The 19,371-nt window shown below is 72.2% G+C and carries 16 protein-coding genes; 2 read left to right on the forward strand and 14 right to left on the reverse strand.

What is annotated here, in order from left to right:
• Nucleotides 1-60: 60 nt before the first annotated feature.
• The 9 genes from ACFXKG_RS03360 to ACFXKG_RS03400 all read right to left on the reverse strand — a co-directional run bounded on the left by ACFXKG_RS03360 (nucleotide 61) and on the right by ACFXKG_RS03400 (nucleotide 10,989).
• Nucleotides 61-885: an ABC transporter ATP-binding protein gene (locus ACFXKG_RS03360; protein WP_384831447.1), complete on the reverse strand. Its 825-nt coding sequence runs from the start codon at nucleotides 883-885 to the stop codon at nucleotides 61-63.
• Nucleotides 882-1,934, reverse strand: coding sequence for a FecCD family ABC transporter permease (locus ACFXKG_RS03365; RefSeq protein WP_384831450.1), 1,053 nt, complete (start codon nucleotides 1,932-1,934; stop codon nucleotides 882-884). The genes ACFXKG_RS03360 and ACFXKG_RS03365 overlap by 4 nt, the downstream gene beginning before the upstream one ends.
• Complete coding sequence (locus tag ACFXKG_RS03370; RefSeq protein ID WP_384831453.1) at nucleotides 1,931-2,974, reverse strand: FecCD family ABC transporter permease; 1,044 nt, start codon at nucleotides 2,972-2,974, stop codon at nucleotides 1,931-1,933. The genes ACFXKG_RS03365 and ACFXKG_RS03370 overlap by 4 nt, the downstream gene beginning before the upstream one ends.
• Nucleotides 2,971-4,017, reverse strand: a complete 1,047-nt coding sequence (locus ACFXKG_RS03375) for an iron-siderophore ABC transporter substrate-binding protein (RefSeq protein ID WP_384831456.1) — start codon at nucleotides 4,015-4,017, stop codon at nucleotides 2,971-2,973. The genes ACFXKG_RS03370 and ACFXKG_RS03375 overlap by 4 nt, the downstream gene beginning before the upstream one ends.
• A 231-nt stretch (nucleotides 4,018-4,248) precedes the next feature.
• Entirely contained in the window at nucleotides 4,249-5,022 is a 774-nt protein-coding gene (locus tag ACFXKG_RS03380; RefSeq protein WP_384831459.1) for a helix-turn-helix domain-containing protein, read from the reverse strand.
• A 224-nt stretch (nucleotides 5,023-5,246) separates the two neighbouring features.
• Complete coding sequence (locus ACFXKG_RS03385; protein WP_384831462.1) at nucleotides 5,247-7,517, reverse strand: 2-dehydropantoate 2-reductase; 2,271 nt, start codon at nucleotides 7,515-7,517, stop codon at nucleotides 5,247-5,249.
• Entirely contained in the window at nucleotides 7,514-8,416 is a 903-nt protein-coding gene (locus ACFXKG_RS03390) for an SDR family NAD(P)-dependent oxidoreductase (RefSeq protein WP_384831465.1), read from the reverse strand. Before ACFXKG_RS03390 ends, ACFXKG_RS03385 begins: the two co-directional genes overlap by 4 nt.
• Entirely contained in the window at nucleotides 8,416-9,720 is a 1,305-nt protein-coding gene (locus ACFXKG_RS03395; protein ID WP_384831468.1) for an MFS transporter, read from the reverse strand. The genes ACFXKG_RS03390 and ACFXKG_RS03395 overlap by 1 nt, the downstream gene beginning before the upstream one ends.
• 363 nt (nucleotides 9,721-10,083) lie before the next feature.
• A complete protein-coding gene (locus ACFXKG_RS03400) occupies nucleotides 10,084-10,989 on the reverse strand; it encodes a polysaccharide deacetylase (RefSeq protein ID WP_384831471.1) in 906 nt (301 codons plus the stop codon).
• A gap of 163 nt (nucleotides 10,990-11,152) precedes the next feature.
• Between ACFXKG_RS03400 and ACFXKG_RS03405 the strand changes: the two genes are divergently transcribed.
• Both ACFXKG_RS03405 and ACFXKG_RS03410 read left to right on the forward strand, forming a co-directional pair.
• A complete protein-coding gene (locus ACFXKG_RS03405; RefSeq protein ID WP_384831474.1) occupies nucleotides 11,153-12,229 on the forward strand; it encodes an Lrp/AsnC family transcriptional regulator in 1,077 nt (358 codons plus the stop codon).
• A gap of 164 nt (nucleotides 12,230-12,393) precedes the next feature.
• Nucleotides 12,394-12,930, forward strand: coding sequence for a hypothetical protein (locus ACFXKG_RS03410; RefSeq protein ID WP_384831477.1), 537 nt, complete (start codon nucleotides 12,394-12,396; stop codon nucleotides 12,928-12,930).
• Nucleotides 12,931-12,978: 48 nt separating this feature from the next.
• Here the strand turns inward: ACFXKG_RS03410 and ACFXKG_RS03415 are convergent, their stop codons facing one another.
• The 5 genes from ACFXKG_RS03415 to ACFXKG_RS03435 form a co-directional block, all read right to left on the reverse strand.
• On the reverse strand, nucleotides 12,979-14,463 hold the full coding sequence (locus ACFXKG_RS03415) for a glucoamylase family protein (RefSeq protein ID WP_384831480.1): 1,485 nt from the start codon (nucleotides 14,461-14,463) through the stop codon (nucleotides 12,979-12,981).
• A 293-nt stretch (nucleotides 14,464-14,756) separates the two neighbouring features.
• Entirely contained in the window at nucleotides 14,757-15,959 is a 1,203-nt protein-coding gene (locus ACFXKG_RS03420; protein WP_384831483.1) for a glycoside hydrolase family 1 protein, read from the reverse strand.
• An 85-nt stretch (nucleotides 15,960-16,044) separates the two neighbouring features.
• Nucleotides 16,045-17,043 carry a carbohydrate ABC transporter permease gene (locus tag ACFXKG_RS03425; RefSeq protein WP_384831487.1) on the reverse strand — a complete coding sequence of 333 codons (999 nt, stop codon included), beginning with the start codon at nucleotides 17,041-17,043 and terminating at the stop codon, nucleotides 16,045-16,047.
• The gene (locus ACFXKG_RS03430; protein ID WP_384831490.1) at nucleotides 17,040-18,032 is read right to left on the reverse strand and encodes a carbohydrate ABC transporter permease; all 993 of its coding nucleotides are present in this window, start codon (nucleotides 18,030-18,032) and stop codon (nucleotides 17,040-17,042) included. The genes ACFXKG_RS03425 and ACFXKG_RS03430 overlap by 4 nt, the downstream gene beginning before the upstream one ends.
• Before the next feature lie 5 nt (nucleotides 18,033-18,037).
• Entirely contained in the window at nucleotides 18,038-19,282 is a 1,245-nt protein-coding gene (locus ACFXKG_RS03435) for a sugar ABC transporter substrate-binding protein (RefSeq protein ID WP_384831493.1), read from the reverse strand.
• Between the last annotated feature and the right edge of the window lie 89 nt (nucleotides 19,283-19,371).

Genomic DNA, 19,371 nt, shown 5'->3' on the forward strand with positions numbered 1-19,371 from the left:
CGTACGTCTCCTGGCCTCGGGCGCCGACGGGGTCAGCACCGCCGGCCGGCCGGTCGACTGTCACCGGACCGCTTCCTCCGCCGGGGTCCCCGCGTGGTGACGGCCGATCGGCAGCATCAGCGGGCGGCCCGAGACGGGGTCCTCGATGATGCGGCTGTCGAGGCCGAACACCGCGCGCACGTTCTCCCGCGTCAGCACCTCGGCGGGGGTCCCGACCGCGTGGAGCCGGCCCGCCGCGAGGGCGATGAGGTGGTCCGCGTACCGGGCCGCGAGGTTGAGGTCGTGCAGGACCATGACGATGGTGGTGCCGCGTGCCTGGTTCAGGTCGGTCAGCAGGTCCAGGACTTCGATCTGATGGCTCGCGTCGAGGAAGGTGGTGGGCTCGTCGAGCAGCAGCAGATCGGTCTGCTGGGCGAGCGCCATCGCGATCCACACGCGCTGGCGCTGGCCCCCGGACAGCTCGTCCACCGCGCGGTCGGCGAGCTCCGTCGTGTGCGTCGCGTCGAGGGCGGACGCCACGGCGGCGTCGTCCCGCTCGCTCCAGCGGGAGAAGACGCCCTGGTGCGGGTGGCGGCCGCGGCCGACGAGATCCCCGACGGTGATGCCCTCGGGGGCGACCGGCGACTGGGGGAGCAGCCCGAGCGTACGGGCCAGTTCCTTCGCGGGCAGCCGGTGCACCTCCCTGCCGTCCAGTACGACCCGGCCCGCGCGGGGCGTGAGCAGCCGGGACATCGAGCGCAGCAGGGTCGACTTCCCGCAGGCGTTCGCGCCGACGATCACCGTGATCCGGCCGGGCGGCACGGTCAGGTCGAGGGAATCGATGACGACGCGGTCGCCGTAGCCCAGGGTGAGGCTCTCGGCCGCGAGTGAGTGGGTCGAGGTCACAGCGACCCTCCTGTCCGGTTGGTACGGATGATCAGATGGACGAGGTAGGGGGCCCCGAGGACGCCGGTGACGACCCCGACCGGGTAGCGGGTGCCGAAGGCGAACTGGCCGCAGAAGTCGGCGACCAGCACCAGGAGCGAGCCGACCAGTCCGGCGGGCACCAGCAGCGAGCCGCCCGCCCCCACGATCCGCGCGGCGATGGGGCCGGAGAGGAACGCCACGAACGCGATGGGACCGGCCGCCGCCGTCGCGAAGGCGATCAGCCCGACGGCGGCGACGATGACCGTGATACGGGTCCGTTCGACCCGGACCCCGAGGGCGGAGGCGGTGTCGTCGCCGAGCTGCATCGCGGAGAGATCACGTGACCGGGCCAGCAGGACGGGGGTGAGCACCGCCAGGGCGGCGACGGCGGGCACGACCTGGTCCCAGCTCGCCCCGTTGAGGCTGCCCGTCAGCCAGCGCATCGCCTCCTGGAGGTCCCACTCGGCGGCCTGGGAGAGGACGTAGTTGGTCAGGCTGTCGAGCATCGCGGAGATCCCGATGCCGATCAGGATGAGCCGGGTGCCGGCGACACCGCTCCGGAAGGCCAGCGCGTACACCAGGACGGCCACGGCGAGTCCGGCGGCGATGGCGAGGACCGACACCTGGAACTCGCCGAGGGACAGGGTCACGATCGCGAAAGCGGCGGCGGCGCTCGCACCGGAGCTGATGCCGATGATGTCCGGGCTGGCGAGCGGGTTGCGGAGCATCGTCTGGAAGGTGACACCGGCGAGCCCGAAACTGAACCCCGCCACCATGGCGAGCACGGCCCGCGGCAGCCGCAGCCGGCCGACCGTGAAGGAAGCCCCCGGCACCCGCTCGCCGAGGACCACCCGGATCACGTCGCGCGGCGGGTAGAACGTCTGCCCGACCATCAGGGTGACGGAGAACGCGACGGCGACGAGGACCACCAGCACGAGGACGACGACGCGCCGCCGGGACGCGCGGCGCACCCGGCCGCGGGCCGCGGCCCCGGCGGACGGCGGCCGGGTCAGGACCTTGGCACTCACAGGGCACGTACCTTCTGACGACGGACGATGTAGATGAAGAACGGGGCGCCGATCAGCGCCGTCACGATGCCCACGTCGATCTCCGCGGGACGCGCCACCACCCGCCCGACCACGTCGGCGGCCGTGAGCAGCGACGCGCCCAGCAGCGCGGAGAACGGCAGCAGCCAGCGGTGGTCGACACCGGCCAGCAGCCGGCAGACGTGGGGAACGACCAGGCCGACGAAGGCGATCGGCCCGGTGACCGAGGTCGCCCCACCGCACAGTACGACGGCGCCGAGCGCGGCCATGGCCCGTGCGACGGCGACGCGTTCACCGAGACCGGCCGCCAGTTCGTCGCCCAGCGCGAGCGAGTTCAGCGCCCGCGCGGAGAGCAGACAGACGGCGAAACCCACCAGGAGGAAGGGCAGGACCTGCCCGACGCGTTCGAAGGAGGCCCCGCCGACCCCGCCGATCTGCCAGAGCCGGAAGCTTCCCGCGATGTCGTTGCGCGGCAGGACCACGGCGCTGACCAGCGAGGCGAACGCCGCCGACGTGGCGGCGCCGGCCAGCGCGAGCTTGAGGGGCGTGGTGCCGCCCCGGCCGATCGTCCCGACCGTGTACACGAACAGGGCCGAGAGCCCCGCGCCCACGATCGCGACCCATACGTAGGAGGTCGGCGACGTGAGCCCGAAGTACGCGACCCCGGTGACCACGGCGAGCGAGGCGCCCATGTTGACCCCGAGGATGCCCGGGTCGGCCAGCGGGTTGCGGGTCACGCCCTGCATCACGCAGCCGGCCAGGCCGAGCGCCGCGCCGATCACCGCGGCGAGCACCGTACGGGGCAGCCGCTTCGTGGCCGCCGCCCGCTCCAGGGAGTCGTCCGCGCCCCCGAGCGCCGCCCACACGTCGGACCAGGCGACGTCGCGCGAACCGAACGCGAGGGACGCCACCATGATCGCGGCCAGCACCAGGACCGCGGCGAGGAGCCACAGGGTCCGGGCACCGGCCGGGCGCCGCGCCACGGCGGCGCCCGGCGGACGCCGGGTGCCGGCCGTCGTCACTTGACCTTGTCCGCGGCCTCGGCGAGGGCGGCGACGTAGTCGTCCAGGACCCACGAGATCGACAGAGGCGTCGGGTTCGCCGCGGTCGCCAGGGGCGTGGTGCCGGGCAGCAGGTACGCCGAGCCGCGCTCGACGGCGGGGATCTTCGAGATCAGCGGGTCCTTGCGGAGGGTCGTGAGCATCTCACCCTTCTCGTCGCCGTACCCGGTGATGATGTCGACGTCGTCGAACACGTCGATCTGTTCGGCGCTCCGCGTCAGGGCGAACTTCTCGGTGCCCTTGGACGCCTCCGTGATGCTGCCCGGGATCTTCAGGCCGAGGTCCTGGAAGAACTGCGTCCGGGTGTCGTGCGTCGTGTAGAAGCCGATCTCGCTCACGTCGTTGGGGTCGACATGCGTCATGAACATCGCCGACTTGCCTTTGAGCTGCGGGTACTTGGCGACCGTCTTGGTGATGTCGCCCTCCAGGTCCGTGATCAGCTTCTCGCCCTCGTCGGCGAGCCCGATCGCCTTGCTGTTCGTCCGGATGATCTCGCGCCACGGCGTCGCCCACGGCGCGTCCGGATACGCCACCACGGGGGCGATCTCGCTCAGCGTCTCGTAGTCCTGCTCGGTGAGTCCCGAGTACGCGGCCAGGATCACGTCCGGCTCCGTGTCGGCCACGGCCTCGAAGTCGATCCCGTCGGTCTCGTCGAACAGCACCGGCGTCTCCGCCTTCAGCTCCTTGAGTCGCTCCTCGGTCCAGGGCAGGACCCCGTCGCCGTCGTCGTCGCCGAAGTTCGCCTTGGCCATGCCCACCGGTACGACCCCGAGCGCCAGGGGCACTTCGTCGTTGGCCCAGTTCACCGTGGCGACGCGCTTCGGCTCGGCGGGGATGGTGGTCTTCCCCAGGGCGTGCTCGACGGTCAGCGGGAACTGGCTCGAACTGCTCTTCCCGTCCGGGCTCCCGGCGCCGGTGTCCCCGGTGTCGGTCGGGCCGCCGCAGGCGGTGAGACCCACCAGGGCGGCTGCCGCGGTGAGCAGGCGAAGGCGGTATGAAGGCATGGGTCCGTACTCAGCTTTCGGGGGTCAGGGGTGCCGGCCCTCGCACGTCCGGGGCGCGGGATGCCGTCGTGGAGTGGTGCACCGGGCTCGCACAAGTCGGTTAGGTAAGGCTTGCCTTTGTACTTTAAAGACGTTGCCCCCGTGTCGCAATCAACCCTTTGGGTCAGCTGTTGTAGCGATCCGGACATACGCGGTCCCGGCCCCGGACCCCCGGGGGTGCGGGCAACCGGCTCAGCGCGCCCGGAACGTGCCGGGGGTGAGCCCGGTCGTACGCCGGAAGGCCGCGCCGAAGGCACTGGCCGACCGGTAGCCGACCTGCTCCGCGACGGCCTCGACGTCCCAGCCCCGGGTGAGCAGGGCGACCGCGTGCTGGGCGCGCACCGCGGCCACCCAGCGCGCGAAGCTCGTACCCGTCTCGGAGTTGAAGGCGCGGGTGATCGTGCGGGGGCTCACCCCGAGTGCGCCGGCCCAGTCCGTCAGCGTCCGCGGGTCGCCCGGGTTCTCCCGTACCGCCTCGGCGATCGGGTGCAGCAGGGCGGAGGTGGGCACCTGTACGAGCAGTTCGCGCGACGACGGCGCGAGTACGTCGAGCACCAGCGCCTCGGTCGCCGCCCGGGAGCCCGCGGCGAGCCCCGGGTCGCCGAGCCGTTCGAGCAGCAGCCGCAGCAGCGGGGTGATCTCGACCGCCACCGGCACGTCGGAGATCGAGGACGTGGTGCCGAAGCCGAAGAAACTCGCGCGGAACCAGGTACCGGCGACCGCCGAGCCGGAGTGCAGTGTGCCCGCGGGCATCCACAGGCCCAGTGCGGGGGTGATCGTCCAGACCCGCGCGCCGACCACCGCCGAGGAGACACCGCGCTGGTTCCAGAGCAACTCGTGGAAGGGGTGGGAGTGTTCGTCCCACACGGTGTCATGTGCGACGACCTCGTCGTACCCCATGATGACGAAGGGCGTCTCCGTCGCGCCGGGCCCGAGGGCCGGCAGCGACCTGGTCTCCGTGGTCACGCGCGGGCCCCGCTCGTACCGGAGCCGAGGGTGCGGGAGACGCGTCGCATCCCGTCACCCTAACGGAGGCGGGAACGGAGGCGGGAAGGGAGGCGGGCGGTGCCGGACCGGCCGCGTGTACGGCCGGCCCGGCTCCGCCGGGGGAGCCCTCAGGGATCCGGCCGGAGGGGAGTCCCCTGTCCCGGCCGGAGAAGGGCTCCCGGTCCCGGCCGGAGGGGGAGTCCTCAGACGGTGGCGAAGGCGGCGAGGACACCGGCCGCCAGGGCGGAGCGCTCGACCATGCCGCTGAGCGTCACATGCTCGCCGCGGGCGTGGGCGCCGCCGCCCACCGCGCCGAGCCCGTCGAGCACGGGGGTGCCCGCGGCGAGGATGAAGTTCCCGTCGCTGGCGCCGCCCACGGCCGTCTCGCGCAGTTGGAGACCGAGCGGCACCGCGCAGGCCCGGGCGACCGCGAACAGGTGCCCGACGCCCTCGGTGCGCTCGAAGACCGGACGGTTCCAGCCGCCGCCGAGTTCCAGGCCCGTCCGGGGATCGAACGGGGTGAGGGCGGCCAGCGCCGCGTCCAGGCGGGTGCGTTCGGCCTCGGTCGCCACCCGGATGTCGAGGTGCGCGATCGCCTCTCCCGCCGTGACATTGCTGCGGGTGCCGCCGCGCAGCACCCCCACATTGACGGTGGTTCCGGCGGCCGGATCGGCGAGGGCCTCCAGCGCCAGCACCTGACGGGCGATCTCGCTGACCGCGCTGGCCCCGCGCGTCGGGTCGAGTCCGGCGTGCGCCTCCTCGCCGGTGACGGTGAGGGAGAACAGCCCCACCCCCTTTCGGGTCGTCTTCACCGCGCCGTCCGCGCTCGCCTCGAAGACCAGCGCCGCCCGGGAGCGCCGCGCCTCCGCGACGATGACATCGCTGGACGCCTCGCTGCCCGTCTCCTCGTCCCCGTTGAGCAGCAGGGTGCACTCCGGACGCGGCAGCCCGAGCGCCGTGAGCGCGCGCAGCGCCCAGACGGCCTGGACGAGCCCGGCCTTCATGTCGAACACACCGGGTCCGGAGATACGGTCCCCGTCCCGCCGGTACGGCCAGTCCCGCAGGGTCCCGGTGGACCAGACGGTGTCGTAGTGGCCGACGAGCAGCAGCGGGGCGGCGGCCGGCGCACCGCTGCCGGCATAGCGCCGGACCAGGATGTCGCCCGCGCCGTCACGCGGGATCAGTTCCTCCTTCACGGGCGCGCCGAGAGCGCTGTCCAGCCACCCGCGCACCCAGTCGAGGCAGGCGGTGAGCGATGCCTTGTCGTCGCTGGAGCTCTCCTGCCCGGTGTACGCGGCCAGGTCGGCGTCCATCGCGTCGCGGTGCCCGTCGAGCCAGTCCCGGACGGCGACGGCCTGCGCGTCGGTGAGCGCGGGCCCGGTGGGCAGCCCCCGCCCCGGAGCGCCGTCCGGGGCCGCCGTACCGCCGCCGGGCGTCCCGGCGGCGCAGCCGCCGGAGGCGGCCAGCCGGTCCAGGGCGTCCAGACGGGACTCGGACATGGTGGACGGGTCCCGTTCCAGTTCCCGCAGACCGTCCAGGACGGCCCGGAGCACCGGCGTCGGCCGGCCCGCGCGCCGCGCGTACGCGAACACGTCCGTGTAGTGCGTGGTCACCTCCACCGGACGGCGGCGGACGGCCAGGTCGCGCCAGATGCCGCTGCGGTCCTTCGGCTGGGTGCGCAGCCACGCGGTCAGCCGGTCGCAGGCGGCGTCCCGCGCGGCCGGGTCGTGGTCCGGCCGGAAGGCGGACGCCTCGAAGGCGTCGAACGACTCCAGCCGTACCCCGGCCTCGTCGGCCGCCGCGTACACCTCCGCGGCCAGCGCGTACATGGTGGGGCGGTGACGGTCCGTGAGGTCCGCGATGGGGGCGTCGGCGAGGGCGGTCGCGGAGAGCATGGCGCCGAACGCGGCCTTCGCCCACAGATAGCCCTCGACGTTGTCGGTGGCCCGGGCCGGCCCCCACGCCTGGAGGTCGGCGACCAGGGCGCGCACCCGAGGGGAGACCGGCGCGCCGCCCACCTCGCCGAGGACGAACGCGCCGGGGCCGCCGTCGCGCACCACGCCCGGTTCGACGAGGTCGGCGAAGATGTTGACGAAGGCGGCGACGGTGCGCCCGGCGCCGACGTGCTCGGCGATGAGGGCCTCGTTGAAACCGTTCTGCACCGAGACGACATAGCCGTCGGGGGCGAGGCGTGGCGCGATCCAGCGCACGGCCGCCTCGGTGGCCTGCGCCTTGACACTGAGCAGGACGCGTCCGAGCGGCGGGCCCTGGTACGTGTCCGGGGTGGCGGCGTCGAGGCGTACGCTCTCGCGCTCCTCGCCGCGCAGGATGGTCAGCCCGTCCGCCTGGATCGCGGCGACGTGGGCGGTGTCGGTGTCGATGACGGTGACCTGGTGTCCGGCCGCCGCGAGGCGGTGGGCGAGGGTGCCGCCGATGGCGCCCGCGCCGACCACGGTGTAGGCATCGCCGGTCATGTGGTGGGTCCTTTCGTGGTGTCCGGTTCGCGGTCCGGAGTGTGCTCCGGGCCCCGGCCCGGACTGTGGGGTGTGGGGCTGCCCGCCGCCGGGTGGGGCGGGTCCGTGCCCGCCGGCGGAGCGGCGGCCGGCCCTCCGGGGGAGCCGCCGGCCGGCGGCCACAGCCGGGGCAGATGGGTGGCGCCGGTGCCGCTGCCGCCGTCCACGCGCAGGATCTCCCCGGTCACCCAGGAGGCGTCGGGACCGGCGATCCACACGACGGCGCGCGCGATGTCCGCCGGGGTGCCCGGCCGCCCCAGCGGGTTGACCGAGACGGCCGCGGCGTATTCGTCGGTGACGGGGTTGCAGGCGCTGTCGACCCCGATGAAGCCGGGGCTGACGGCGTTGACGCGGATGCCGTGCGGGCCCAGTTCGAGGGCCGCCGCGCGGGTCGCCATCTCCAGCGCCGCCTTGGAACTCGCGTACGGGCCGCCGCCGGGCCGGGCGCGCAGCGCGGCGCCGGAGGAGATGTTGACCACCGACGCGGGCCGCCCCGCGGCGGTCGCGCGGCGGGCCAGTTCGGCCGTGGCGAGGACCGGGGCCCGGGTGTTGAGCGCGAAGACCCGGTCCCAGTCGGCGGCGGTGACCTCGGCCATGTCGAGCGACGGGTAGATGCCGGCCGAGTTGACCAGCACGTCCACCGGCCCGTGGGCCTCCCAGGCATCGCCGACGGCGGCGGCCGGACCGTTCGGGGCGCACAGGTCGTGGACCTGGTGGGCCGCGCCCAGCGGGCCCGCCGTCCCGGCGAGCCGGTCGGCGTCGATGTCCACGAGCGTCAGCCGGTGGCCGGCCGCGGCGAAGTGTTCGGCGACGGCCCGTCCGATGCCGCTCGCGGCACCGGTGACCAGTACGTGCGCCATCAGGAGAACTCCTTGTCCTTCGTCTCGGGCATGGTCAGGTAGATCACGAGGGAGATCAGGGCGGCGCCGGAGACGTACAGCCAGAGCTTGTCGGCGTGGCCGGAGTCGCTCAGCCAGGTTGTGACGTACGGGGCGGTGCCGCCGAACACGGCGACGGCCAGCGCGTACGGCAGGGCGATCCCGGTGGCCCGGACCTCCGGCGGGAACTGCTCGGCCATGATCACCGCGCAGTTGGCGGAGTAGCCGAGGATCAGCAGCATGCCGGTGAGCTGCACCAGGAACAGGACGAGGAAGCTGTCGTTCAGGAGGTGCAGCATCGGCCAGGAGAGGAGGACGAAGCCCGCGGCGAACGCCGCCAGGGTGGGCTTGCGCCCCAGCTTGTCGGAGAGCAGCCCGGCGAAGGGCAGCAGCACGATGAAGATGACCAGGCACAGGGTCTGCGAGAGCAGGGCCCGCTCCAGCGGGATACCGGTGGTGAGATTGGCGTACGTCGGCAGGTAGTTGACCCAGATGTAGTACGTCAGTGTGCCGGCGACGGTGATGCCCGCGACCCGCAGCGCGGCGGCCGGGTGCTCGACGAGCATCGCCTTCAGCGGGTTCTTCCGGTCCTGCCCGCCGGCCTTGGTCTCGTTGAAGGACGCGGTGTCCTCGACGGTGACGCGCAGCCAGAGCCCGACGAGGCCGAGCAGCGCACCGATGACGAAGGCGGCCCGCCACCCCCAGCTGTGCAGGGCGTCCTCGCTGAGCAGCGAGGTGAACGCGGTACCGAGCAGCGAGGCGATCAGGACACCGCCCGCGACGGACACCTGCTGCCAGGACCCGGCGAAGGCGCGCCGTCCGGGCGCCGCGGACTCCACCAGGAACGCCGAGGACGAGCCGAACTCGCCGCCCGCGGAGAAGCCCTGGGTGAGCCGCGCCAGCAGCAGGATCACCGGGGCGGCGATGCCGATCGTCTCGTAGCCCGGGGTGATCGCGATGAGGAAACCGGCGCCCGCCATCAGGCCGATGGTGAGGGAGAGCCCCTTCTTGCGGCCGTGCCGGTCGGCGTACGCGCCGAGGACGGCGGCCCCCACCGGCCGCATCACGAAGCCGACGGCGAAGACGGCGAGCGTGGAGAGGAGCGCGACCGCTCCCTCGGCCTTCGGGAAGAAGACATCCGCGATGATCTTCACGAAGATGCCGTAGAGGGCCCAGTCGACGAATTCGACGGTGTTGCCCACGGATCCGGCCACGATGGCCTTGCGCTGCTGGGACGTGAGTTTGTGCGACGGGGCGGTACCGGATGCGGCGGTGTCGGTTTTCACGAGGAGGATCCTCGCCTTCCTTGGGAGCGTCACTGGGGACGGATCGGGCTGCGGGCGTGCGGGCCCGGTGTCTTCCCGTGGGGGCGGTTCCGCCGGGCCTCTCGGGGCGGGCCGGAACCGGGGTCGACGGGCGCGCCGGGGGACGGGCGCGCGCTGTGCGAACGGGGGCGTCCTGGGGTGGGGACGCGCGGGCGGCCGGGGCGGTCGCCGGCAGTGGTCCGGGACGCCGGGTGAGGCAGCGGACGTGCGTACGAGGGGTGTGTACGGGGAGTGGGTGTGCGTACGAGGGGCGTGTACGGGGAGTGCGTTACGGGAAGCCCGGTGTGCGGACGGGGGTGTCCGCACATCGGCGGGGAGTACGGGTCAGGCGGCCGGGTGGTGCGCGAGGCAGTGCTCCGCGATCTCCCGGTGGGTGGCGAACCACACCCCCTCGTGCCCGCCGATGTGCGCGAGCAGCTCGTCGAGCACGACGAGCCGGGAACGGTGGCCGATGATGTGCGGGTGCATCGTGAGCTGGAACAGACCGCCGGCCGCGTACGCGGCCGCGAACTCGTCCTGCCAGATGCCGAGCACGTCGCGCGGCGCGATGTAGGGCCGCAGCGAGGCGAAACGCTCCATCATGAAGTACGGCGCGTCGTCGCGGATCCACTCCACGGGGATCTCCACCACACCGGTCGCCTCCCCGTCCTCGACCAGCTCATAGGGCTCGTCGTCGGCCATCAGCGAGGAGTCGTAGAGCAGACCCATCTCACGGGTGATCGCCAGGGTGTGCGGCGAGAAGTCCCAGCTCGGCGTGCGGATGCCGACGGGACGTACACCGCCGATCCGCTCCAGGGTGTCGGCGGCGCGGAACTGGAGCTCACGCTCGGTCTCCGCGGTGAGCAGGGTGTTGCGCTCGTGGATCCAGCCGTGGACCGCCAGCTCGTGACCGGCGGCCGTGTAGGACTTCGCCTCCTGCGGACGCAGCAGCGCGCAGACGGCGGGCATGAAGAAACTCGCCGGAACGCGGTGCCTCTCCAGCAGGCCGAGGATCTTCGGCACGGCCACCCGGGCGCCGTACTCGCCCTGGGCGAGTTTGGCCGGGCTCGTCTCGCCGTCCCGCAGGGCCGGGGTCTCGTGGTCCGAGTCGAAGGACACGGCCACCGCGCAGCGGGCCCCGCCGGGCCAGCCGGCGGGCGCCAGGGAGCGCCCGGCGCGTACGCGTCCGACATGGCCGCGCCAGGTCGGCTCGTCCCATTCCCACGGCTGCTGCTGTTCGCTCTGCGGCATCAGAATCCGGCCTTCCGTGAGAGAAATGTGTCCCGGGGCGCCCCCGGGGACGTACCACTCAGGTCGCCATCGCTCTTGCGGGGCCGCCGGTGGTGGTACATCGTGGCCATCTCCCGTTCACCAACCCAGGAAATCGACGAGAATCGCCATGGACCATCCCCGGGTGAAGGATTCCGCCGCCCTTCAGGCTCAGCTCGACGAGACGGATCTGGCCATCGCGCACGCCCTCCAGATCGCGCCACGCGCCTCCTGGACGGCGATCAGCGAGGTGCTCGGACTCAGCGCGGTGACGGTCGCCCGCCGCTGGGGGCGGATCTCCGACCGGGGCCTGGCCTGGGTGACGGCGACCGGCAGCCCCGCCCTGTGGCGCTCCCTCTGCAACGCGTTCATCGACGTGGACTGCGGACCCGGGGCCCGGCGCGGGGTCGCGCTGGCGCTGGCCCGGGACCCGCGGACGAAGTCCGTCATGGAGCTGGCCAGCGGGCGCGACATCCACGTCAACGCCGTCACCCGGGACCTGCCGAGCCTGTCCCGGTTCATCCTGGACGGGGTGAGCCGGCTGCCGGGGGTGGTGCGGGTGAACACCCAGATCACCACGCGCATCCTCGTCTCCGGCAGTGACTGGCGGCTGGACGCGCTGCCCCGCGCGCAGCGGCAACTGCTCCGGCCCGCTCAGGGGGCTGCGGACGAGACCGCGCCGCGGCAGGCCGCCCCCGGCCCGCTGAGCGGGCCGGACAGGGAGCTGCTCCTGGCCCTCGCCCCGGACGGCCGGCTGCCCGTCACCGATCTCGCCGAGCGCACCGGCACCAGTCAGACCGCCGTCCGGCGCCGGCTGGCGCGACTGGAGCGTACGGGGGCCGTCGCGTTCCGCTGCGAGATCTCCCAGCACATCACGGGCTGGCCGGTCACCTCGCTCATGTGGGCCAGGGCGCCGGTCTCGCAGCGGCGGCGGATCTGCGAGCACCTCGGCCGGATGCCGGACGTCCGGCTGCTCACCGCAACCAGTGGCGAGACGAACATCCTCCTCTCCACCTGGCTGCACTCGGTCGACAGCGCCCATGACCTGGAGGACCGGATCGGCACCCGGTGCCCGGGGCTGGAGATCGCCGACCACGGCGTCGTGCTGCGGACGCTGAAGCGGCAGGGGTGGATCCTGGACGAGCTGGGGCGCCGCCTGGAGAGCGCGCCCATCGACCCCTGGTACGACGGGGACATCGCGCTCCCCGAAGTACCCCTGTGACAAGAGCGTCTTATCGGACGCCGCACAGGCATTTGCGGTCAATTCGCGAAGAAGACGTGATGGAATCGTGCACTCCTCCCGATGCTGGTCGGGCATCACGTACTGAGCACCGAGCACCGAGCAGTCGTTGCCGGTGCCGGTGTCCGCCGTCCGGAGGGACACGCATGAGGAATCCGTTACGCCGGGGCACCGCCGCCGCCGCGGTCGCCGCCTCGCTCACCTTCTTGACCCTGACCGCAGCGCCCGCGCAGGCGGCGGTCAGCGCCGATCACGCCGGGATGACCTGGACGGTCGCGGCCAAGGGCGCGGACGGCACCGTCCGGGTCAGCTCCGACGCGGTGACCAACCCGTACCAGGGGGACACCCCCGCCTCCGCCACGCTGTCGGTGCTGTGCCTGAGAATCACCGGCGCCGCCGTGCCCACCGGCGTCACTCCCGACTTCTACGCGGGCTGGGCCCGGGGAACCGTCGCGGCCACCCCGCCCGTACGCGGCACGACACTGACCAGCCGGGCCGTCGCCGACAACCTCTGCGTCCAGTACTACGGGGCGGGCTGGCGGATGGCCGAGTTCCACGACGGACGGTACGGACCCGGCCTGGAGTCCTCCGGCGGCTGGTCCTTCTGGGCGTACGGCTACGTACCGGAGGGCGCACGCCTCTGGACCGCCGTCGACGACCAGATCGCCAACCCCTGGAACTGACGGTGGCGGAGCGGCCCGGGCGGGGGCTTCCCGTCCGGGCCGCGTGCCTCAGATGGAGAACCGCTCCTTCGCGAGCAGCGGGCGGACCCGGGCGCGGAAGCCCCCCGTACGGAACGGGCGCTGCAGCAGTCCGGGCCGGATCGCCTGCGCCAGGGCGGCCGCGATCATGCCCTGGTCCAGGGCCAGTACGAAGTCGCTCACCCGGCCCGTGGAGACATTGACGGAGTCACGGAAGCCGTAGCCGTCGTGGTACGCGCCGAAGTCCCGGTCCAGCGCGCGCAGGTTGGCGACCGCCTCGCGGGGCGCGTACGGCAGGGCGAGGAAGGACGCGTGCGGTGTGACCACCCCGTTGGTGAACGCGGACGGCGGCGGCAGCGGCGCGCCGTCCGTGGTGTACGTCCGGTCGGTGTTGGAGGCGTACCCGTCGACCTGCATGCCGATCGCGTCGACCCCGTACTCCTGGTACCCGCCCTCGGGAATGTTGGCGGGGGAGAAGCCCCAGTAGCCGTACGCCGCCTCCTCCAGGCCGTGTTCGATCTGGCCGCGGACGTACCGGTGGTGGGTGAGGCCCCAGGACCCGGGCGACCACTCCGGCTCCGGGACGAAGAGCGGCACCATCAGCGCCTCGAACATCGAACCGCCCCAGGTCGGGACGAGCGCGCGGCCGCGGTGGGTGTAGTGCCCCTGCCAGACGCGGACCCCGTCCATGACCTCGTACCGGCCCCCCGGGCGCTGCTCCTGCTCGTGTTCCGGGAGCATGGTGCGCAGCATGTGCCAGTAGTGGTCGGAGGGCAGCGAACCGTCCGCGATGCCGAGGTAACTCGCCATGCGGGGCTCGGTGTTGAGGGCCCCGTAGTGGTGTCCCGTCGGCTCCCCGGTGTCGGTCCAGAAGCCGCCGCGCAACTGCCCCGGTCCGGCGACCGGGTCGGCGGGGTCGTACGGGGTGTAGTAGTACGACCAGTCGGCCGTGGCGAGCAGGCGGGCGATCCGGGGGCGCAGCGCGGGCGCGGCGTCGGCGGCGATGCGCAGCCCGGTGATCAGCCAGGCGTTGTCGACGGAGGAGAGGAAGGGGCGGACCGGGGCGCCCGTCTCCGGCCACTCGGTCAGTACCGAACCGTCGTGTGCGTCGTACCAGTTGAGCCAGAAGCCGTGGTGGCGCTCCAGCTTCTCGACGGCGCCCACGGTGCGTGCCAGGCGGCGCTCCATGGTCCGGTCGTCGATCACGCCGAGGCCGGCGGCGGCGACGGTCGACCAGAGGCCGCAGCCGATGTTGGTCGGCGAGGTCTGGCGGGAGAGTACGGGGCCGCCCGCGGCGCTGAGGTCGATCTTGTCGACGGCGAGACCGAGGTCGGTGGTCATCGCCTCGATGGAGCGGTGGGTGTCGCGGAACCAGCGCAGCAGAGGCGGAGCGGCGGAGTCCCGCGCGACGCCCGGCGCTGAGGGGGCGGCGAGTGCGGAGGGGGCGGAGGCGGCGCCGAGGGAGAGCGCGGCGGCTCCGCCCCCCGCGGCGGTGAGAAACGTGCGACGGTCCATGACGATCCAGCTCCCGGTGGCAGAAGGGGACGGGGGAAGTTCCGTGACGTACGCGGTGCGGTTCAGGGGGCCGAGCGGCGCGGCCCGGACCCGTGACGGACCCGGGCGCTGACGGACCTGGGGCCGTGGCGGTCCCAGGGCCGTGGCGCCCGGCGGTGTACGGGGCCCGGTGCCGGTCAGGTGGCGCCGGGCCCCGTACGGGCGGGGGCCGGTCGGGCGGAGCCCTACGGGCGGCTCCCGGTGGGGCGGGCGGCTCCGAGGGGCGGCTCCCGGCGGGTGGGCCGGTGTCGGCGTCAGCCGGCCTGCCGGGGGAGTGCGCGGGTGCGGCCCATGGCGCCCAGCCAGGTGGCGGACGGCTTGGGCCGCCGCTCGAAGGTCTCCGGGTCCCAGCCGATCAGGCCGAACGCGGGCTTGTACGAGCCCCACTCGTAGTTGTCCAGCGCGCTCCAGGCGAGGTATCCCTCGACGCGCAGCCCGTCCTGGAGCGCGGCGGCGACCTCGTTCAGCGCGCCGGTGTAGTAGTCGATCCGGCGGTGGTCGTCATCGGTCGCGATGCCGTTCTCGGTGACGATCAGCGGCAGGTCGGGGCCGGCGACCTCGGCGGTGTGGCGCAGCGCGTGGCCCACCGCCTCGGGGTAGTACTCCCACTGCGTGAGGGTGCGCTCGACGCCGTCGGCGGTGGGGATCGGGCCGTCGGCGCCGATCCTGGTCCGGGTGTAGGACTGCACACCGATCCAGTCGTCGCCGCGGGCGGCCTCGATGAAGACGTCCTCGCGGGGGTGCCGGTAGGCCGCGGTGACCGCTTCGGCGCCGGGCAGTGCCTGGTAGACCTGGTTGGCGACGGTCCAGCCGACCCGGATGTCCGGGTTGATGGCGCGGACCTCCTTGACGGCAGCGTGGTGCGCGGCGATCACGGCGTGGGTGGTCTCCTCGTCCGGGGTCGGCAGCCCGGCCGGCGGGAAGCCGATGTCGCCGCGCCGGGCCTGACCCGCCATGACGGCGATCATGTTGGGCTCGTTGATGGTGCAGACGTGGTCGACGTCCTCCGAGATGACCGGGGCGCAGGCCGCGACGTACCGGGCGAAGAGTTCGACGGCGCCCTCGGAGGTGAAGCCGCCGCGCTCCTCGAACCACTGCGGCACGGTGAAGTGGTGCAGGGTGACCATCGGGCGCAGGCCGCGTTCGACGGCGCCTTCGACCATGCGGCGGTAGTGGGCGAGTTCGGCGCGCGAGAACCGGCCCTCCGCGGGCTCGATACGCGCCCACTCGATGGAGAAGCGGTAGTCGGTGAAGCCGAGCCCGGCCAGTACGTCCATGTCCTCGCGCCAGCGGTGGTAGCTGTCACAGGCGTCCAGGCTGGGCTCCTGGATGTGGGTGCCCGCGGTGTGTTCCTTGACCCACCAGTCGCTGTTGGTGTTGTTGCCCTCGATCTGGTGGGCGGCCGTGGAAGCGCCCCACAGGAAGCCTTCGGGGAACGGGACGTGGGTGTGCGTCATCACGAGATGTCTTTCCGGTACGTGGAGGGTGGGGAAGGCGGAGCGGTCGGAGGGGTGGGGCGGGCGGGGCGCCGCTTCGCGGTGGTTACTTCATGCCCGCCGTCGCGATGCCCTGCGTGAAGTGCCGCTGGAGGGCGATGAACACCACCAGGACGGGCAGCACGATCAGGAAGGAGCCGGCCATGAGCATGCCGTTCGAGCCTCCGGCCTGGTTGGGGTCGGTGGCGAATGTGGCCAGGGCGACCGGCAGGGTGTATCTGTCGGGGTCGTTGGTGGCGATGAGCGGCCAGACGAAGTTGTTCCAGGACCCCAGGAACGTGAAGATGGAGAGCGTCGCCAGGGCGGGCTTCACCAGGGGCATCACGATCCGCCAGAAGATGTACCACTCACCGGCGCCGTCCATCCGGGCCGCTTCCAGCAGCTCGTCCGGGATCGACTGCATGAACTGCCGCATCAGGAAGACCCCGAAGGCTCCGGCGGCGAACGGCAGCACCAGACCGGCGTACGAGTCGATCAGGCCCATCCTGCTCATCAGCACGAAGAGCGGGAGCAGCATCAGGTTGCCGGGCACCATCAGGGCGCCGAGCACCAGTCCGAAGATCTTGTCGCGGCCGGCGAAGTTCAGCTTGGCCAGGGCATACCCGAGCATCGAGCAGAACACCAGGTTCGACACGGTCACGAGGACCGCCACGATCAGCGAGTTCATGAAGTGGAGCGGCAGATCGAGTTTGTCGAGCAGGTCCCGGAAGTTGTCCAGGGTCCACTCGGCCGGGATCCACACCGGCGGACTGGCGGTCAGCTCACCGGGTGTCTTGAAGGCGGCCAGGGCCATCCACAGGAACGGCGCCGACATGACGAGCAGGCCGAGCGCGAGCGGCGCGTGGACCAGGACCCACCGGCCCGCGGACCGGGGGCGGCGGCCGGAGGACCGGTCCGGCCGCTCCGGCTGGTCCGCCCGGCCCGGCCGGCCGGACGGGTCCGGCTGGTCCGCCCGGTCCCGCCGGGGAGGCCCGGGCTGCCGGGGAGGCCCGGGCTGCTGGGACGGCGCCGTCACCGCGCCGTCCGGTGCACTGGAGGCGCTCATTTCGTGTTGTCCTTCAGCAGTCGGAGCTGCAGCACCGTGATGGCCATGATCACTACGAAGAGGACATACGCCATGGCGCTCGCATAACCCATGTGGAAGAAGTTGAAGCCCTCGCGGTACATGTTCAGCGACACGGTGAGGGTGGAGTCCGAGGGCCCGCCCTGCGTCATCACGAACGGCTCCTCGAACACGTTGAGGTAGCCGATGGTGGTGATGACCGTGGCGTAGAGCAGCGTGGGACGCAGCAGCGGAACGGTGATTTGGCGGAACTCCTGCCAGACCCCGGCGCCGTCCAGCCGCGCCGCCTCCCGTACCTCGGTGGGGACGGCCTGGAGCCCGGCGATGAGGAGCACCATGACCGTGCCCATGTTGCGCCAGACCGCCATCGCGATCAGCGAGGGCATGGCCAGGGCCTCCGAGCCGAGGAAGTCCGGGGCGGTGAGCCCCACTTCGGAGAAGAGGCCCGCCACGAGCCCGTCGCTCGGATCGAGCACGAACCGCCAGACCACGGCGACCGCGACGATGGTGGTGACCACCGGGGCGTAGAAGCCGACGCGGAAGAAGGTACGTGCCCGGTCGATGCCGTTGTTCAGCAGGACCGCGACGACCAGCCCGAGCAGGACCGTCAGCGGGACGCCGACGACGACGAAGTACGCCGTGTTGAAGAGCGAGGTGAGGAACTTGTCGTCCTGGAAGAGCTTGACGTAGTTCTCGAAGCCGATGAACTCCGCGTCCAGCGGGCGCGTGACATTGCGCAGCCCGAAGTCGGTGAAGCTCATCGCCAGCGTGGCGAGGATCGGGACGGCCATGAAGACCAGGAAGAGCACCAGGAAGGGAGTGGAGAACAGCCAGCCGGCCACGTTCTGCACGCCCATCGAGGGCTTCCGGCGCCTTCGCGGCCCCCCGGGCCCGCCGGCCGGGGGCGTGACGACGCCCGTCCCGGCCCGCACCTGGGCCGTCCGTGCGGCCTTTCCGGTCGTGGTGCTCATGGCTCCTACTTCACGAGCCCTTCGATCTGGGACTGCGCGGTCCGCAGCGCGTCCTCGGGGGACGCCTTGCCCTGCGTCACCTTGGCGATGGCCTGGTCCACCTTGTCGGTGATCTCCGTCCACTCCGCCAGCGACGGGGATGCCTTGGCGGTGTCCATCTGCTTCTTGAAGACCTGGAGGTTCGCGTCACCGGCGAGGTCGCCGGAGGTCCAGGCGGCCGTGTTGGCCGGCAGGTCCTTGGTGCGCTCGTACCAGTCGGCCTGACCCTTGGTGTCGGTCAGGTGCGTGATGAACCGGGTCGCCGCGGCCTTGTGTTCACTGTCCTTGGAGATCACCAGCGACGAGCCGCCGGCCATGGAGACGGAGGCCGCGTCGGCGGGCACGTTGGCCACCGCCCACTTGCCCGCGATCTGCGGCTGGCCCTCGTTCAGCAGGGTGACGTGCCAGGGGCCGCCGAAGAACATCGGGACGCGGCCGTTGCCGAAGTCCTTCACCACGTCGTACCCGGGCGGCACGGACTTGTTCGACAGGCCCTTGTCGAAGTACGCGCCGTACTCCTTGAGCGCCTTGACGGCCTGAGGGCTGTCGATCACCACCTCGCCCTTGTCGTCGACGATCTCGCCGCCGGCCGAGTAGAGGAAGGAGTAGAAGCTCTGTACCGTGTCCAGGCCGCTGGGCTGGATGGACAGGCCCCACTTCGTACCGGCCTTCTGCTGGTACGCCGTGGCGAGGTCGCGCATCTCCTGCCAGGTGGCCGGAGCCTTGCCGACCCCCGCCTTCTCGGCCAGGTCGGTGCGGTAGTAGAGGACGCGGGTGTCGACGTACCACGGCACGCCGTACGCCTGGCCGTCCACCTCGCCCTGCTGCCAGCCCGCGGGGAAGAAGTCCTTCTTGTCGAAGGTCTTGGTGTCGACCGGCTCCAGCACACCGAGTTCCGCGAACTCGCCCAGGTAGCTGCCGCCCATCTGGGCCACGTCCGGCAGAGTGCCCGCGGCGGCGGCGGAGACCAGCTTCTGATGGGCGACGTCCCAGCCGACCGGAGTCACCTTGACGGTGATGTTCGGGTTGGCCTCGGTGTACTTCTCGGCCACATCCGTGAGCTTCTCGCCCTCGGCCCCCATGGCCCAGACGGTGATCGTCTGCTTCGCGTCCGCGGCGACGTCGCCGCCGCCCGAACCGCCGCACGCGGTGATACCGAAGGTGAGGGCGACTGCGATACCGGCCGAAACGGTTCTGGCGGTGCGGGGCATGGAGGGCTCCTCCTTGAGCAATCCGGATGTATGCGCTGCCTGTAAGCGCATACATCACTCTGCGGCAGGTGGCTGGAAATACGCAAGAG

Source organism: Streptomyces sp. NPDC059255, from assembly GCF_042752355.1.
GTDB lineage: Bacteria > Actinomycetota > Actinomycetes > Streptomycetales > Streptomycetaceae > Streptomyces.

Coding starts and splice junctions, on each gene's coding strand:
- ACFXKG_RS03375 (WP_384831456.1), bottom strand. CDS start 4,017: ATGCCTTCATACCGCCTTCGCCTGCTCACCGCGGCAGCCGCCCTGGTG.
- ACFXKG_RS03385 (WP_384831462.1), bottom strand. CDS start 7,517: ATGACCGGCGATGCCTACACCGTGGTCGGCGCGGGCGCCATCGGCGGC.
- ACFXKG_RS03390 (WP_384831465.1), bottom strand. CDS start 8,416: ATGGCGCACGTACTGGTCACCGGTGCCGCGAGCGGCATCGGACGGGCC.
- ACFXKG_RS03400 (WP_384831471.1), bottom strand. CDS start 10,989: ATGCCGCAGAGCGAACAGCAGCAGCCGTGGGAATGGGACGAGCCGACC.
- ACFXKG_RS03410 (WP_384831477.1), top strand. CDS start 12,394: ATGAGGAATCCGTTACGCCGGGGCACCGCCGCCGCCGCGGTCGCCGCC.
- ACFXKG_RS03415 (WP_384831480.1), bottom strand. CDS start 14,463: ATGGACCGTCGCACGTTTCTCACCGCCGCGGGGGGCGGAGCCGCCGCG.
- ACFXKG_RS03420 (WP_384831483.1), bottom strand. CDS start 15,959: ATGACGCACACCCACGTCCCGTTCCCCGAAGGCTTCCTGTGGGGCGCT.
- ACFXKG_RS03425 (WP_384831487.1), bottom strand. CDS start 17,043: ATGAGCGCCTCCAGTGCACCGGACGGCGCGGTGACGGCGCCGTCCCAG.
- ACFXKG_RS03430 (WP_384831490.1), bottom strand. CDS start 18,032: ATGAGCACCACGACCGGAAAGGCCGCACGGACGGCCCAGGTGCGGGCC.
- ACFXKG_RS03435 (WP_384831493.1), bottom strand. CDS start 19,282: ATGCCCCGCACCGCCAGAACCGTTTCGGCCGGTATCGCAGTCGCCCTC.